Origin of the sequence: Streptomyces sp. NPDC001373, from assembly GCF_042895815.1 — a bacterium.
GTDB lineage: Bacteria > Actinomycetota > Actinomycetes > Streptomycetales > Streptomycetaceae > Streptomyces.
The window spans coordinates 161343-174582 of record NZ_JBIAWQ010000003.1 but is presented as its reverse complement, the minus strand read 5'-3'; the positions used below and the strand labels follow the sequence as shown (position 1 = coordinate 174582).

The 13240-nt window shown below is 75.2% G+C and carries 10 protein-coding genes; all 10 read right to left on the bottom strand.

Translation table 11 applies throughout. From position 1 onward, the window contains the following. Positions 1-20 precede the first annotated feature (20 nt). Complete coding sequence (locus tag ACFY15_RS08985) at positions 21-1475, bottom strand: hypothetical protein (protein WP_390825266.1); 1455 nt, start codon at positions 1473-1475, stop codon at positions 21-23. A 78-nt stretch (positions 1476-1553) separates the two neighbouring features. Further along, positions 1554-3074, bottom strand: a complete 1521-nt coding sequence (locus tag ACFY15_RS08980) for a hypothetical protein (protein WP_390825265.1) — start codon at positions 3072-3074, stop codon at positions 1554-1556. Positions 3075-3300: 226 nt separating this feature from the next. Beyond that, on the bottom strand, positions 3301-4239 hold the full coding sequence (locus tag ACFY15_RS08975; protein ID WP_390825264.1) for an endo alpha-1,4 polygalactosaminidase: 939 nt from the start codon (positions 4237-4239) through the stop codon (positions 3301-3303). Further along, positions 4236-4898, bottom strand: coding sequence for a spherulation-specific family 4 protein (locus ACFY15_RS08970; RefSeq protein WP_390825263.1), 663 nt, complete (start codon positions 4896-4898; stop codon positions 4236-4238). The genes ACFY15_RS08975 and ACFY15_RS08970 overlap by 4 nt, the downstream gene beginning before the upstream one ends. Further along, complete coding sequence (locus ACFY15_RS08965; RefSeq protein ID WP_390687106.1) at positions 4895-5803, bottom strand: NAD-dependent epimerase/dehydratase family protein; 909 nt, start codon at positions 5801-5803, stop codon at positions 4895-4897. The genes ACFY15_RS08970 and ACFY15_RS08965 overlap by 4 nt, the downstream gene beginning before the upstream one ends. Before the next feature lie 7 nt (positions 5804-5810). After that, complete coding sequence (locus ACFY15_RS08960; RefSeq protein WP_390687105.1) at positions 5811-6524, bottom strand: NDP-sugar synthase; 714 nt, start codon at positions 6522-6524, stop codon at positions 5811-5813. Positions 6525-6601: 77 nt separating this feature from the next. Beyond that, a complete protein-coding gene (locus tag ACFY15_RS08955) occupies positions 6602-7603 on the bottom strand; it encodes a GDP-mannose 4,6-dehydratase (RefSeq protein ID WP_390687104.1) in 1002 nt (333 codons plus the stop codon). Between the two features lie 73 nt (positions 7604-7676). After that, positions 7677-9083: a hypothetical protein gene (locus tag ACFY15_RS08950; protein WP_390687103.1), complete on the bottom strand. Its 1407-nt coding sequence runs from the start codon at positions 9081-9083 to the stop codon at positions 7677-7679. Beyond that, entirely contained in the window at positions 9080-10783 is a 1704-nt protein-coding gene (gene pelF, locus ACFY15_RS08945) for a GT4 family glycosyltransferase PelF (protein ID WP_390825262.1), read from the bottom strand. The genes ACFY15_RS08950 and pelF overlap by 4 nt, the downstream gene beginning before the upstream one ends. 82 nt (positions 10784-10865) lie before the next feature. Next, positions 10866-13001, bottom strand: a complete 2136-nt coding sequence (locus ACFY15_RS08940) for a hypothetical protein (protein WP_390687101.1) — start codon at positions 12999-13001, stop codon at positions 10866-10868. Between the last annotated feature and the right edge of the window lie 239 nt (positions 13002-13240).

The window sequence follows — 13240 nt, the reverse complement described above, 5'->3', positions numbered from 1 at the left end:
GCCACGCCGCTCCGGGCGCGTCAGTCGCCGAGGCGCCGGGCGGCCTCGCGGACGTCGGAGGCGGCGCGGGTGCACCGTTCGGCGTGCTCCAGCAGCCGCATCCGGAAGCGCTCGCCGCTCTCGTCGCCGTTCCAGCCCGGTGCGGCGGCGCAGTCGGCGAGGCTCCGGGCGTGCCGGTCGAGCCGGTCGGCGTCGGCCCGGGCCAGGACCGCGTACGAGGCGGGGCCGGCGGCGGGCACGGCCGGGGGGACGGCGCCGGCGGCGGGAAAGGCGACCCGCAGGGTGTGCGGGGCGAGGGTGAGCGGCATCCGGTCCGGGCTGATGGCCGGGGACAGCAGGGCGGGCCGGGCGGTCGCGGTGAAGAAGCGGACGGTCTCCTCGGCGACCCGGACGGCGAACGCGGAGGCCGTGCAGCCGGTCGCGGATCCGCACAGCGGCGAGGGCCGTTCGTGCCACGGAACGTCGAGGCCGTCGCCGGTGTCCCCGGAGCCGGAGGCGTCCCCGTCCTCCCGGAGCCAGCCGGGGGCGGCGAGGATCTCGGTGCCGGCGCCGACGGCGAGTCCCTCCCAGGTGAAGGGGGTCCGGACCGGGTGGACGGCAGCCTCGACCGGCGGGAAGTGGTCGAGGGCGAGGGCCACGGCCCCGGCGGGGCCGGCAGCGGCGCGCGGCACGCCCGCGGCCGTGAGGGCGAGGGCCTGGAGGGCGGTCGTGACGGCCGCCTCCGAGACCACCGCCAGGGTGTGGGCCAGCGCCTCCCCGGGCCGCCCCTCCCCCGCCGCCGGCGCGTCCCCGGTACGGGCGGCGGGTACGGCCGCCGACCCGCGGACCAGGCCGGCGGCCACCGAGCCGGGGTCCGGGTCGGCCAGGTAGGGGGCGGTCCTGCGGCCCAGGGCGGCCGCCCTGCCGTCGTACCCGCGGCCTCCCGCGGCGTGGGCCGTCCTGGCCAGCACCTCGCTGAGCAGGGTGTCGTCCGCCGCCGCCGCGCCCGCGACGACCCGGCGGGCGGCGCGCAGCAGCCCGGGCCGCCAGGCCTCCCAGGGGAGGGCGTGGTCGTCCCGGCGTGCGGCGGCCGTCCGCTCCAGTTCCTCGGCCAGCGGTCCGGCGAACGCGGCGGCGGAGGGGACGGCGTCCGGCGGGAGCGGGACGTGGGGGTGCAGTCCGTGGCGGCGTCCGGCCGCGTCGAGCCGTACGGCGGGGGCGAGCGCGTCCGCGGCGGCGCCCTCGGCGAGGAGTGCAGCGGTGTCGGCCGGGCCGAGCGGGACGAGGAACGTGCCGAACGGGGTGCGCAGCCGGACGGGGCGCCCGGAGCCGCTGCGGCGCAGGTGCGCGAGGACCCCGCGGGCCGCGCCCTCTCGGGTGAGGGAGTCCAGGCCCAGGGCGCGGGCGGGAGCGTCCGCCCAGGGCAGTCGGTGGGCGAGCATGGCCGCGCCGAACACCGCGTTCTCGAGCGGCCGGGCGGTGGCGGGGGTGGTCATCGGGGGCGTTCTCCCTCGGGTCGCGGGCAGGCGCGGGGGTGGGGCACGGGTTCCTGGTCGGTCACTTGTCGCGCACGGTCACTTGTCGCGCAGCATGTACGGCTGGTTTGCGGTGATCTCGCCGTCGTAGCGCCGGATCAGCCCGTTGACGCGTTCGCGGTGGTGGGCCAGTTCGCCGCGCAGGCTGTCCGAGTAGGCCTGCGGGGCGTGCGAGAGCGGGTAGTCGTACGACTCGTCGAGCCAGGACAGCTCGACCCAGCCGTCCGGGATGTCGTGGGGGGAGGCGGGGCCGCGGCCGTCCAGCATCGGGATCACGTCGTGCTTGTTGACCAGGCTGACGACCCGGGTGGTGTGGTCGGCGGGCCGCTTGTTGTCGATCGGGGAGCCGAGCGTGACAACGTGGGTGATCCGGTACTCGGAGGCGACGTCCGCGTCGGCGGCCAGGTTCATGGCGGTCAGGCCGCCGAGGCTGTGGCCGACCAGCATCAGCTCGGAGCCCGCGGGCACGCCGGCCCGGTGCAGGAGCTTCTTCGCGGCCCGGGTGTAGGTGGTGTCGGTGCGCAGGCAGCCGTCGAAGGCTCCGACCAGGTCCTGCGGGGTGCTGTTGCTGAGCAGGGCGAAGCTGGTTCCGGGGAGCAGCAGGACGTGCCGTTCGGCGCCGTCGGCGCAGGCGACGCGCCGCAGGAGGACCAGGCCGTGGTTGCCGAGGGCGCCGATGTCGTTGATGTAGCTGACGATGTCGTTGCGGGAGCCGCCGAGGACCTTGGCGAGGATCGGGTCCGGTTCGGCGCGTTCGGCGCGGCCGGGGCCGGGGTTGAGGTACTTGAGGAGGGAGCTGGGCAGGCCGAGGAACGGGTCGGTGGTGGGGACGCCGCCCGCGAGGGTGACCCAGGAGAAGTCGTCGTTGACGGGGTTCTCGTCCAGCAGTCCGGTCAGCGCGAGGAGTTCCATGATCACGGGGCTGACGGTGGTGAGGGCGCGGGTGACGCCGAGCCGTTCCACCAGGGCGTGCAGGGCGCGTACGGCCTCCAGCCGGTCGCCGGCGACGAGGGCGCCGGTGAGGCGGCGGGCGTGCGGCGAGTCCAGGTTGGGGTGGGTGACGGTGGCCGCCTCGATGCGCAGGGCGAAGGCGTCCACCGCCATGGCGACCGCGGCGGGCCGCCGGCGGGTCACGTTGCCGGCGATGCGGGCGAGTTCGCCGACGACGCCGCCGTTGGCCCCGAAGCCGAGGCCGGCCGGGCCGGTCAGGGCGCGTACGCAGGACAGCGCCGTGCCGAGGGCCCAGGCGGGCCGGCGCAGGGCCTGGAGGGCGAAGCGGCCGCCGGTGAGCGCTCCGGTGAGGTCGGCCCCGGCCCGCTTGGCGGCCAGGGCGGCGTCGGCGAGCAGCACGGAGGCGGCGATGAGGAGTTCGGTGTCGGTGCGGCCGGCCGCCGCTCCCGCGGGGCCGGCGTGGGGGGCGCCGGCGGGTCCGGGGGGTTCGGGGGTGCCGGGGGTTTCCGGGGTACCGGGGGTTTCGGGGGTGCCGTGTGGGCCGGGGGTGTGCTTCCGCTGCCCTTCGGAGAGCTGCCGGGTGGGGTTCCCGGTCGCCTGAGGCGTCACGTTCCAACCTCTCGTCGCTTGACCCGCTGTTCGCGACGCATGGTGGCACCGATCGGGGGCGCCTTCGTCCCATGGGGGCGCCCGCTCCGGCGCACCCACCGCCCTGCGCCCCGCGAAACGCCCCACCGGCACTGGATTCCGGGCGCACCGCGGACCCGCCCGCGCCCGGGCGGGTCCGGGGGATGACGGCGCGGCCGGCGGTTGACGCGGGCACCGCCCGCGCGGTTCAGCAGGGTTTGCGCCAGGTGTCCAGCTCCGGGTTCTTCAGCATCGAGGAGAGCTTCAGGCGGCGGGCCTCGGGACAGAAGCCCGAGGTCGCGCCCTTGTACTCGACCTGGAAGACCGCCTTGCCGGCCTTGATGAAGGGGCTCAGCGCCTCGCACTCGCCGAACTGGGCGCACTCCTCGTTGACCGCGAAGTCGAAGACGCCTTCGAGCTGGGGGATCTGCGGCAGGTCGTTCTTGAGGCCGACCGACAGCCCGCGCGCGTGCGCGATCTCGGCGATCATGCGGTTGTAGGCGAGCTGGTGCTCCGCCGTCAGCGGGAAGCCGGTGTCGTTGCCGTAGGCCTCCACCAGGTCGGGTTCCACCGCGTCGAAGCCCTTGTCCCGGCACATGTCGAAGCGCCGTTCCATGATCGGGCGGAGTTGGTCGATCCGGCGGACGTCCAGCCAGCGCTCGCCCTTCCAGCCGTTGGGCTTGCCGAACAGGGTGGTGGGGAAGGCGTCCTTGTCCGGCCGGAAGTCCTCCCAGGCCCCGACGTTGACGTAGCAGATCACCTTCCGGCCGTCGCGGTGCAGCCGGGCCACGTCGGCCGCCGAGTTCTCGAACCCGTCGATGTCGTACACGGGCACGTCGACCGAGGGGTCCGAGCGTCCGTCGAGCTGCCACTGCCAGGCCAGTCCGGGCTGCGGCTTCCAGCGTCCCGCGGCCTGGTCGCCCGTCCCGGAAGGGGACGGGGACGGGCCCGACGGCGACCCGGACGGGGCGGGAGGGGCGGAGGAGGGACCGGGGGAAGCGGGTCCCGGCCCCTGGCTCGCGGTGGGGCCGGACGGGGCCGGTGCGGCGTCGTCGTCATCGTCGTCGTCCGTGCTGGAGCAGCCCGTCAGGACCAGTGCCGTCAGCACGGCCAGCAGGACCAGGCGGTGCGGCAGGGTGCGGCTCATCGTTCCATCCCGGTGAGTGCGGGGGTCAACTGTTTCCAGGGGTTGGGGAGTTCGCCCGTCACCGGCCCGGAGACCGCGGCTCCCCGTTCGTGCGCGGTGCGCACGGCGAGCGGGACCAGGGCCTCGGGCACCCCGTAGACGAGGTGGCACAAGCGCTCGGGGGCGTGGCGCGCCGTCCAGGCGGGCCGGGTGAAGGAGGAGACGTACGTCGACCAGTGCCCTTCGAAGGTGACGGTCAGGTCCGCGAGGCGCAGGTAGCCGGCCTCGGGGTGGACACCCGGGTTCAGGACCACGGGGGCGGCGCCGAGCCGGCGCAGCGAGCGGACCAGCCGGCGGGCGCCGGGCAGCTCCTCCCGCGTGGGGGCCGCGCGGTCGAGGAAGCAGCCGTCGACCGCGTACCACTCCTGGTAGCGGCACATCTCGTGGACGACCTCGACCTGGCCGCGGGCCCCGTACCCGGTGTCCACGTAGCCGAGGAGGCGGGCGCCGGCCGTCCGCAGGGCGGCGGCGGCTGCGGCGAACGCCGGGTCGGGGCTCTCCCCCGGCCCGTCGGCCGGGTTGAGCACCACCCCGTAGGTCCCGGCGGCTCCGGTGATGAGCCGGTGCCAGGCGCCCGGGTCCTCGGCGGGGTGGACGTACAGCGGAACGAGCAGGCTCATGGCGTCCGGACTTCCTCCGGGGCGCCGGCCTCCCACAGCGCGGCCAGCGAGTCTTCGAGGCCGTGGACCGGGCGCCAGCCGAGGGTCTCGCCGGCGGCGGTGATGTCCGAGCACTGCCAGGACACCTGCGCGGAACGGGCCGAGCCGGCGGCCTCCTCCTCGATCCTCCCCCGGAAGCCCGCCCGCGCGGCCAGGCCCCGCACCAGCTCGCGCACGGGGACGGCCCGGCCGGCGCCGATGTTCAGGACGGGCGGCAGCGGTCCGGGGGCGGTGACCGCGAGCGCCACCGCCCGCGCCACGTCGCGCACGTCCACGAAGTCGCGGTGGGCGGACAGGTCGCCCAGCCGCAGCACCGCCTCCGGGTCCGGGCCGGCCTCCCGCAGCAGTGCGGCGATCCGCCCCGGCAGTCCGCTGGGCGGGGCGCCGGGCCCCACCGGGTTCCCCACCCGCAGGACGACGCCGTCCAGCCCGGAGGCGGTCACGGCGACGGTGCCGGCCAGCTTCGTCGCCCCGTACGGGGTGACGGGGCGGGTGGCGGCCGACTCGGCGACGCGGGTGTCGGGCTCGCCGGGCCCGTACTCCGCCGCCGAGCCCAGGTGCACCAGGCGGGCCGCGGGCGCCGCCATCCGCAGTGCCTCGCACAGGGCGGCGGGGCCGCGGGCGTTGGTCTCGGCGAGCGTCACGGCGTCGCCGCCGGTCGCGCCCGCGCAGTTGACCACGGCGTCGGGCGCGGCCGCGGCCAGGACGTCCGCCAGGCGGTCGGGGTGGTCGGCCGCGAGGTCGATGCCGAAGTCGGCGCCGGGCGCGCGGCCGCCGTCGAACACCCGCGCGCCCGGGAGGGCGCGCAGGCGGTCGGCGACATGGGCGCCCAGGTAGCCGGTCCGGCCCAGGACGAGAATGCGCATGAGGTGCTCAGGCTCCCTTGAGCAGCAAGGACTTGCGGGTGGTGAACTCGGCGTTGGCCCGGTCGTAGTCGTCGGGGCGCCCGATGTCGAGCCAGTAGCCGTCGAACGCGTAGGACTGCGGGAGGTTGTCGTCGCGCAGCAGGTCGAGGACGAGTTCGTCGAATCCGAGCGGAAGGCCCGGCGTGTAGTGGTCGAGGGTGGAGCGGCTCAGACCGTACACCCCCATGGAGACGTGGTAGTCCATGCTGGGCTTCTCGGTGAATCCGACCACGCGGCTGGCATCGGTGGTCAGCACCCCGAAGTCGATGTGCACCTTGCGCGGGTACGTCGCGATGGTCAGCGGCGCGCCCGACGCCTCGTGGCGGCGCAGCACGTCGGCGTAGTCGAGGTCGGTGAGCACGTCGCCGTTCATCACGAGGAAGTGTTCGGGCAGGCGGTCGCGCAGGTTGAGCAGGGGGCCCATGGTGCCGAGCGGGCTCTCCTCGGTGGCGTAGTCGACGCTCATGCCCCACTGGGAGCCGTCGCCGACGTAGGCCCGGATGATCTCGCCGAGGTGGCCGATGGCTATGGTGCACCGGGTGAACCCGGCCCCCGACAGCTGGCGCAGCACGATCTCCAGGATCGCGTGCTGGTCGCCGATGGGCACGAGCGGCTTGGGCAGGGCCGTGGTGTAGGGCCGCAGCCGGACGCCCTTGCCGCCCGCCAGGATCACTGCGTACATGGGTCTCCTCCTAGGGTTGGGTGGGGGGAGGTCGAGTGGCGTGGGGATGGGGGGACCGCCGGCGGAGCGCCCGGCGGTCAGATGTTGTAGATGCCGGTCTTGTAGCGCGCCAGGTTCTCCGGGTCGCGGAAGAACTCGACGGTGTGCCCGAGGCCTTCCTCCAGGGTGTGCCGCGGCCGCCAGCCGGTGGCGGCGGTGAGTCGGGTCGCGTCGGCGACCAGCCGCATCACCTCGGAGGCCGGGGGCCGCAGCCGCTCGCTCTCCTCGCGGACCTCGATCGGGACGTCCATGACCTTGCCGATCAGGGTGACGAGGTCGGCGACCGAGATCTCGCCCCCGGTGCCGGAGTTGAAGGTGCGGCCCACCACCCGGTCGGCGGGTGCGGTGCCGGCGGCGAGGAAGGCCTGCGCGGTGTCCTTGACGTAGCTGAAGTCGCGGGTGGGGCGCAGGTCGCCCAGGGTGATGACGCGTTCCCCGGCCGCCACCTGGCCGATGACGGTGGGGATCACCGCGCGCATCGACTGGCGGGGCCCGTAGGTGTTGAACGGGCGCAGCGTCACCACCGGGGTCTCGAAGCTGGCGTGGTAGCTGTCGGCCAGCCGGTCGCCGCCCGCCTTCGAAGCGGCGTACGGGGACTGGGTGTTGATCGGGTGGTCCTCGGTGATCGGCACGGTCTGCGCGGTGCCGTACGTCTCGCTGGTGGAGGTGTGCACCAGGCGGGGGGTGCCGAGGGCGCGGACGGCCTCCAGCACGTTGAGGGTGCCGGTCACGTTGGTGTCGACGTAGCTGTGCGGGGCCCGGTAGGAGTACGGGATCGCGATCAGCGCGGCCAGGTGGTAGGCGGCTTCGGCGCCTTCGAGGAGGCCGCGGACGGATCCGGGGTCGCGGACGTCGCCGAGGACGATCTCCACCTCGTCGAGGACGTCCGGCGCCAGGGTCTCCAGCCATCCGTACGAGGAGAAGGAGTTGTACTGGGCCATGGCACGGACCCGGTAGCCGCGGGCGACGAGGGCCTCGGTGAGGTGGGAGCCGATGAAGCCTTCGGCCCCGGTGACGGCGGCGAGCGGTGCGGAGGTCAACTGGTGTACCTTTCAAAGAGGTTGGCGATGCGTTCGGGGGTGTCGCGGGTGGTGCGATGGGTGTGCGGGACGGTCAGGCGTGGCGGGCCGGGCGTCCGAGGATCCACAGGGTGCAGAGGACCAGGGCCGTCGCGGCCGGCCCGCAGGCCAGGGTCAGGGCCACGGGGCCGGCCACTGGTCCCAGGAGGACGGCGGCTCCCGCGCCGGCCGCCGCCGCCCCGCAGACGGCCGCCGGCGGCCAGGCGACCCCGAAGGCCTGGAGCAGCAGGGCGGTCCACAGGGTCGCGGTGAGCAGCAGCAGCGCGGCCGGGGCGGCGCCGGTCAGCAGCGCGGCGGGCAGCAGGAGCAGCAGGTAGCCCGCCAGGCACAGGCCCAGGACCCCGGCGGACCTCAGCAGGAACCCCGCGGGGGTGGAGGCCGAGCCGAGCGCGGTGACGGACAGGCCGCGGAAGCGGTACAGCAGCCATTCGGCCGGGCCCATGCTCAGGGTCAGCGCGATCACCGCGTACGGCTCCGCCCGTCCTTCCAGCAGGACCAGTACCGCCGCCGCCAGTCCGAAGAGACCGTACGGCAGGGACCGGCGCAGCGGGGGCCGGGAGCCGCCGTCCGGGGCCGCCGGGGCGGCGTACGCGCCGTGCAGCACCCGGGCGACCGCGGCCAGCGTCGCGAGGAGCGCCACCGCCGGGAGCGCGGCGCGCACCAGGGGGCCCGGCTCCCACCAGGGCAGGACGGCGGCCCCCGCGACCAGCGGGGTGAGCGCGGCCAGCAGCAGCCGCTCCCGGCCCAGCACCAGCAGGATCCCGGCGGCGGCCAGGTAGAGCGACTGCGCGGCCACCGCCCAGGTCACGGCCGTGCCCCCGGCGGCCGCGGCTCCCGCCGCCGTAGCGGCGACCGCCCCGAGCGGCGCCCCGACCAGCAGGGTCCGGCCCGCCTCGCGGCGTCCGGCCACCATCCGCAGGTAGGCGCGGTGTCCGAGTGCCTGGCCCCACGCCCAGGAGACGATCCCGGCGACGATGGGCCCGGCGGCGTGCCGGCCGGGGTTCCACAGGGGCGCGGTGAGCAGGTAGGCCAGCCCCGGGAGGGCGAAGAGCACCCCGCGCAGCAGGCACCGGAGGGTGTCCGGGCGCCAGGGGTCCGGCGCCCGGGCGGGCTCCGGGAAGACGCGGGGCACCCGCTCGTAGAGCGCGGCGGCGAGCGAGAAGATGTTGGGGTGTCCGTACCGTTCTCGGATCACTTCGGCGGACAGGCCCTCGGCCTCCAGCAGGGCGGCCACCTCGTACGGGTGGACGGCCGGCCCGACGCGGTCGGCGAGTTCGGCGGCGAGCCGGCTGACCTGCGCCTCGTCGGGGCCGGGCAGTCTGAGGGCGAGGGTGGTCTCGGCCCAGGCCCGGCGCGGCGGTCTCGCGGCCGTGTCGGCCAGCCGCAGGGCCAGCATGTCCTGGTGCGACCCGCCGGGTTCGAGTGACATCGGCCCGCTCATCCGGCGAGGCTCCCCGCGTCGGTGACGGCGTCGGCCCCGGTCTCGCGGGCCGGCCGCCCGTCGGCCGTGGGGATCCGGCCGGGTGCGGACGGGCGGGCCCGCTCCTGTCTGCGGGCCCGCCCGGCGGCGACGGCCACCGGGGTGAGGACCGCCGGGGCGGGGGCCGCGGCGGGGGTGAGGACCGCCGGGGCGGGGACCAGCGTGGGGACGGCCCGCGCGGGGACCCGGGTGCGGCCGGCCGTGGTGGGCGGGGTGCGGTCGAGGCCGGGCAGTTCCAGGTAGATGGAGCGGAAGGTGTCGATGGTCTGGCGCAGGGTGAACTGCTCGATGACCCGCAGCCGGGCCGCCTCTCCCATCGCGGCGCGCCGCGGGGCGTCCCCGAGGAGTTCCAGGGCCGCCTCGGCCATGGCCTCCGGGTCGCGCGGCGGGACGACGAGGCCGGCGTCGCCGACCGCCTCCCGTACGCCGCCGACGTCGGTGGACACGGTGGCGCGGCCGCAGGACATGGCCTCGATGAGGGTGAACGGGAAGCCTTCGCTGATGCTGGAGAGCATCACGACGTTCCCGGCCGCGTAGGCGTCCTTGATGTCGTCCACCCGGCCTTCGAAGGCGACCGCGTCCGCGTGTCCGAGGTCGCGGGCCAGCGCCTCGCAGCGCTCGCGGTAGGCCTCCCCGCCGCGCGGCGTCCCGCCGAACAGGCGCAGCCGGGCCCCGGGGACGCGTGCGCGGACCAGGGCGAAGGCCCTGATCAGGGTCTCCAGGTCCTTGATGGGGTCGACTCGGCCGGCCCAGCTGAGGGTGGGGACGTCGGGTTCGGGCCCGGCGGGCGGGAAGGCGGCGGGGTCGACGCCGTTGTAGACGGTGCGGATGGCCTGTGGGTCGGCTCCGCCCTCCTCCTCCCACAGCCGGTTGTACCGGTTGCCGGGAGTGACCAGGGAGGCCCGCCGGTAGCTCTCCTCCGCGAGCAGCCGGAAGAAGCCGAGGACGACGGCCTTGACCGGCCAGCGGTAGGGGGCCGTGCGGTAGCCGAGGTAGCGCTCGCGCAGGTAGACGCCGTGCTCCGTCAGCAGCAGCGGGACCCCGTGCCGTTCCAGCCCGGCCAGTCCGGGCAGGACGGCCACGCCGCCGCTGACGGCGTGGGCCACTCCGTGTTCCGGGGGCGGGGCGGCCAGGGGGCGCAGGGCGTGCTCCAGGAGGGAGGTGGCGGTCAGGGCGTCGTGCAGGGTCGGCCGGGCCTCGCGCACGGTGAGCCCGGGGCGGTTCCAGACCGCCGCGAGCACCGCGATCGCGTGGTCCCCGCGGAGGAAGGGGCTCAGGGCGCCGTCGGACGCGGCCCGCGCCATCGTGGAGAGGGCGGGGGCGAACGCGTCCTCGGCGCGGGGGTCGAGCAGCGCGGTGAGGAACTGCTCGTAGGCGCCGGAGAGCCTGCGGCGGCCGCGGCCGCGCGGGGCGCGGCCCTCGGGGGGATCGCCCCACATGGGCACGGACCTGACGCCCAGGACGTGGCCGGGCAGGTCCCAGGCCAGGGATTCCCGGCCGGTGCCGGTGACGGCTATGACGTCGAAGTCGATGTCGGGCATGCCCTGGACGAGTTGGTCGCACCAGACGCTGACCCCGCCGTGACTGTGCGGATAGGTGCCTTCGGTGAGCAGGGTGACGTGCGGCGCGCCGGGGCGCCGCACGCCGGCTTGAGCGTGCATGGGTGTGCTCCACGGCCGGTGTGTGGGGGTGGTCGGGCCGGGCCGGGCCGCGCGGAGGCGGCCGGCCCGGCGGGACGCCGGTTCAGCGCCGGTCGGTGTCCGCGGCGCCCTCGCGCACGGCGGGCGGCACGGTGGTGCCGGGGGCCGGTGCGGTGGCGAGCGCCGGCCGGGGCGCGGCCGCGGCGGAGGGCGCGGCGGGCGCCGAGGACGGCAGGGTCAGTTCGAGCGCGCTGCCGGTCGCGGTGGTCCACCCGGAGACCCGTCCCGCGTAGGGGCTGCCGAAGTCGGCGGTGCCCAGCCGGGTGCCGGTGGGAAGGGTGGCGGTGACGTCGAGTCCGGCCGGCGCCACGACGGTGACGGCGTTGCCGATGCGGTAGGCGGTGACCTGTCCGGCCTGGAGGGCGCTCTTCCAGGCGCCGCGGCGCTCGAGTTCGGCGCCGATGTCCTTCATCCGCTCGTTCACCAGCGGGGTGTTGGCGTCGAACAGCGCGTCGTAGCCGTCGATGACCCCGTTCAGCACCGGGTAGGCGAGGCGCTCCTCCGCCAGGTTCGACTGGTGGATGAAGTGCGGCTTCGGGTCGTTCCCGAGGACGTGTCCCAGGGCGGTGCGGGTCTCCGCCGGCACGATCTTCTGGGCGTACCCCGTGGCCGTGTCCAGGGGTGCGGGCAGGCAGGTCGTGGTGTCCGAGTGGTCCTCGCAGATGCCGCTGCCGCCCTGGGCGCGGGAGGTGTAGATCCAGTTGTACTCGTCGACCGCCTCGGTGGCCTTCCCGACGTTGTAGTAGACGTTCATCGGGTAGCGGGCGACGGTGGCGGCCGAGCCGACCTGGCGCTGCTCGGGATCGCGGGAGTTGTCCGAGGCGACCCACTTGACGCCGTTGCCGGTGAGGGAGGCGGCCAGGTTCGGGTTGTCCTGCGGCTGCTGGGGCAGGACGGCCATGCCCGAGTGCTCGCCGGTGACCAGCTCGTCGTTCTGCAGGGGCAGGCCGAAGCTCTGGCCCCAGAGCCGGTTGAGGACGATCTCGTTGTCGATGGTGCTGCGGCTGACCCACCTGGTGCTGCCGTCGGGGTTGGCGGCGCACCGCCAGGGCACCACGCTGACGTCCTGTTCGCAGCCCAGGAAGGCGTGCGTGTAGGTGTGGTTGATCCAGCGGTACCGGTCGCGGTCGGCCTGGAGCCTGTCGGCGAGCAGGTCGACGCCGTTGTTGTCCTCGCGCTGGTCGAGGCTGCCGGCGCCGTTGTAGACCATGTCGAGGGTGAAGTTGCGGCCCGCCTGCCAGTTCTTGGCGTACTCGGCGTCGTCGGCGGTCATGCGGATGGGGTTGGGGGTTCCCCCGCCCCCGGCGCAGTCGACGTCGCCCGGGGTGCAGTTGAGCTGCGTGTCCCAGCGGTCGTCGGCGGCGAAGACGTCGTCCACGTGGACGGAGAAGTAGTGGCGGGAGGCACCCAGGTGGACCCCGCCGGTCATCCACTCGACGATGCCGCGGGCCAGCAGCCGGAACTGCTGCTGGTAGCGGTTGTACACGAAGGTGACGACGAGTTCGCGCCGGCCGTCGTGGCGGTACTCGCCGACGAGCGAACCGCGCCGGGCGGTGCCGGGGATGGGCGCGTCGACGAAGGTGGTGAAGTCCGCGCCGGGGGCGGGCTGGGCCAGGTAGGCGTAGCTCTCACCGACCGTGGGCGAGTTGTCCTCGAACGGGACGGGGCCCTCGAGATAGCCGAAGGGGCCGGAGCGGCCGGCGGCGGTGACGGCCGCCTGGGCGCCGTCGACGCTGCCCGCGTAGCCGCCGGAGACGAAGTACTGGAGGCCGACCTGGGGGCGCGCGTAGGTGTAGGCGTCGACCTGGGGTATGCCGTAGGTCTGCTCGTAGGCGGTGAGTGCGGCCGTCTCGGCCGAACCCGCGGCGAACGGGTTGTCGTTGGGCAGGACGACGGCCTGGTACTTCGCGCGGGGCCGGCCTCCGACGGTGTCGGCGAGGAAGGCCGCGTCGATCGTGGGCCGGTCGGACCGCGTCAGGTCGACCTGCGTGTACGGCGTCCCCGCCGAGTCCAGCTCCGCTGTGATGGCCTGGACGGCCGGGCCCCCGTCGGCCACGACCAGCACCCGCAGGTCCACGCGGGGCGTGGTCGCGTCGGCGTGGGCCGTGCCGGCCGGCAGTCCGGCGGCTGCGATGAGCGCGCCCACCGATAAGACGGCGGTACGTATGGTTCGCTTCATGCGGTGAAAGTCCCCTCCCCGGGCAGGGGTGAGCGCGGCGCGCACGAAGCGGCGGACACCCCCTTGCGCGACGCCGGCCTCCCCCTCAGAAACCAGTCGTCGACGCATCCGTCGCGTCACATGGTGGTGCCTGTGTGTAGCTTTCGTGGGGGTGTTGCGAAAACCGACGGAAAAACGCAGGCGACCAACTGTCCCCACAGCGAGTCGAGTTGCCCGCCCCTGCCCATTCACGCCCCTTC

Excerpts from the sequence above, each read along its gene's own strand:
- ACFY15_RS08985 (WP_390825266.1), bottom strand. The coding sequence starts at position 1,475 with ATGACCACCCCCGCCACCGCCCGGCCGCTCGAGAACGCGGTGTTCGGC.
- ACFY15_RS08970 (WP_390825263.1), bottom strand. The coding sequence starts at position 4,898 with ATGAGCCTGCTCGTTCCGCTGTACGTCCACCCCGCCGAGGACCCGGGC.
- pelF (WP_390825262.1), bottom strand. The coding sequence starts at position 10,783 with ATGCACGCTCAAGCCGGCGTGCGGCGCCCCGGCGCGCCGCACGTCACC.
- ACFY15_RS08975 (WP_390825264.1), bottom strand. The coding sequence starts at position 4,239 with ATGAGCCGCACCCTGCCGCACCGCCTGGTCCTGCTGGCCGTGCTGACG.
- ACFY15_RS08960 (WP_390687105.1), bottom strand. The coding sequence starts at position 6,524 with ATGTACGCAGTGATCCTGGCGGGCGGCAAGGGCGTCCGGCTGCGGCCC.
- ACFY15_RS08950 (WP_390687103.1), bottom strand. The coding sequence starts at position 9,083 with ATGAGCGGGCCGATGTCACTCGAACCCGGCGGGTCGCACCAGGACATG.
- ACFY15_RS08965 (WP_390687106.1), bottom strand. The coding sequence starts at position 5,803 with ATGCGCATTCTCGTCCTGGGCCGGACCGGCTACCTGGGCGCCCATGTC.
- ACFY15_RS08940 (WP_390687101.1), bottom strand. The coding sequence starts at position 13,001 with ATGAAGCGAACCATACGTACCGCCGTCTTATCGGTGGGCGCGCTCATC.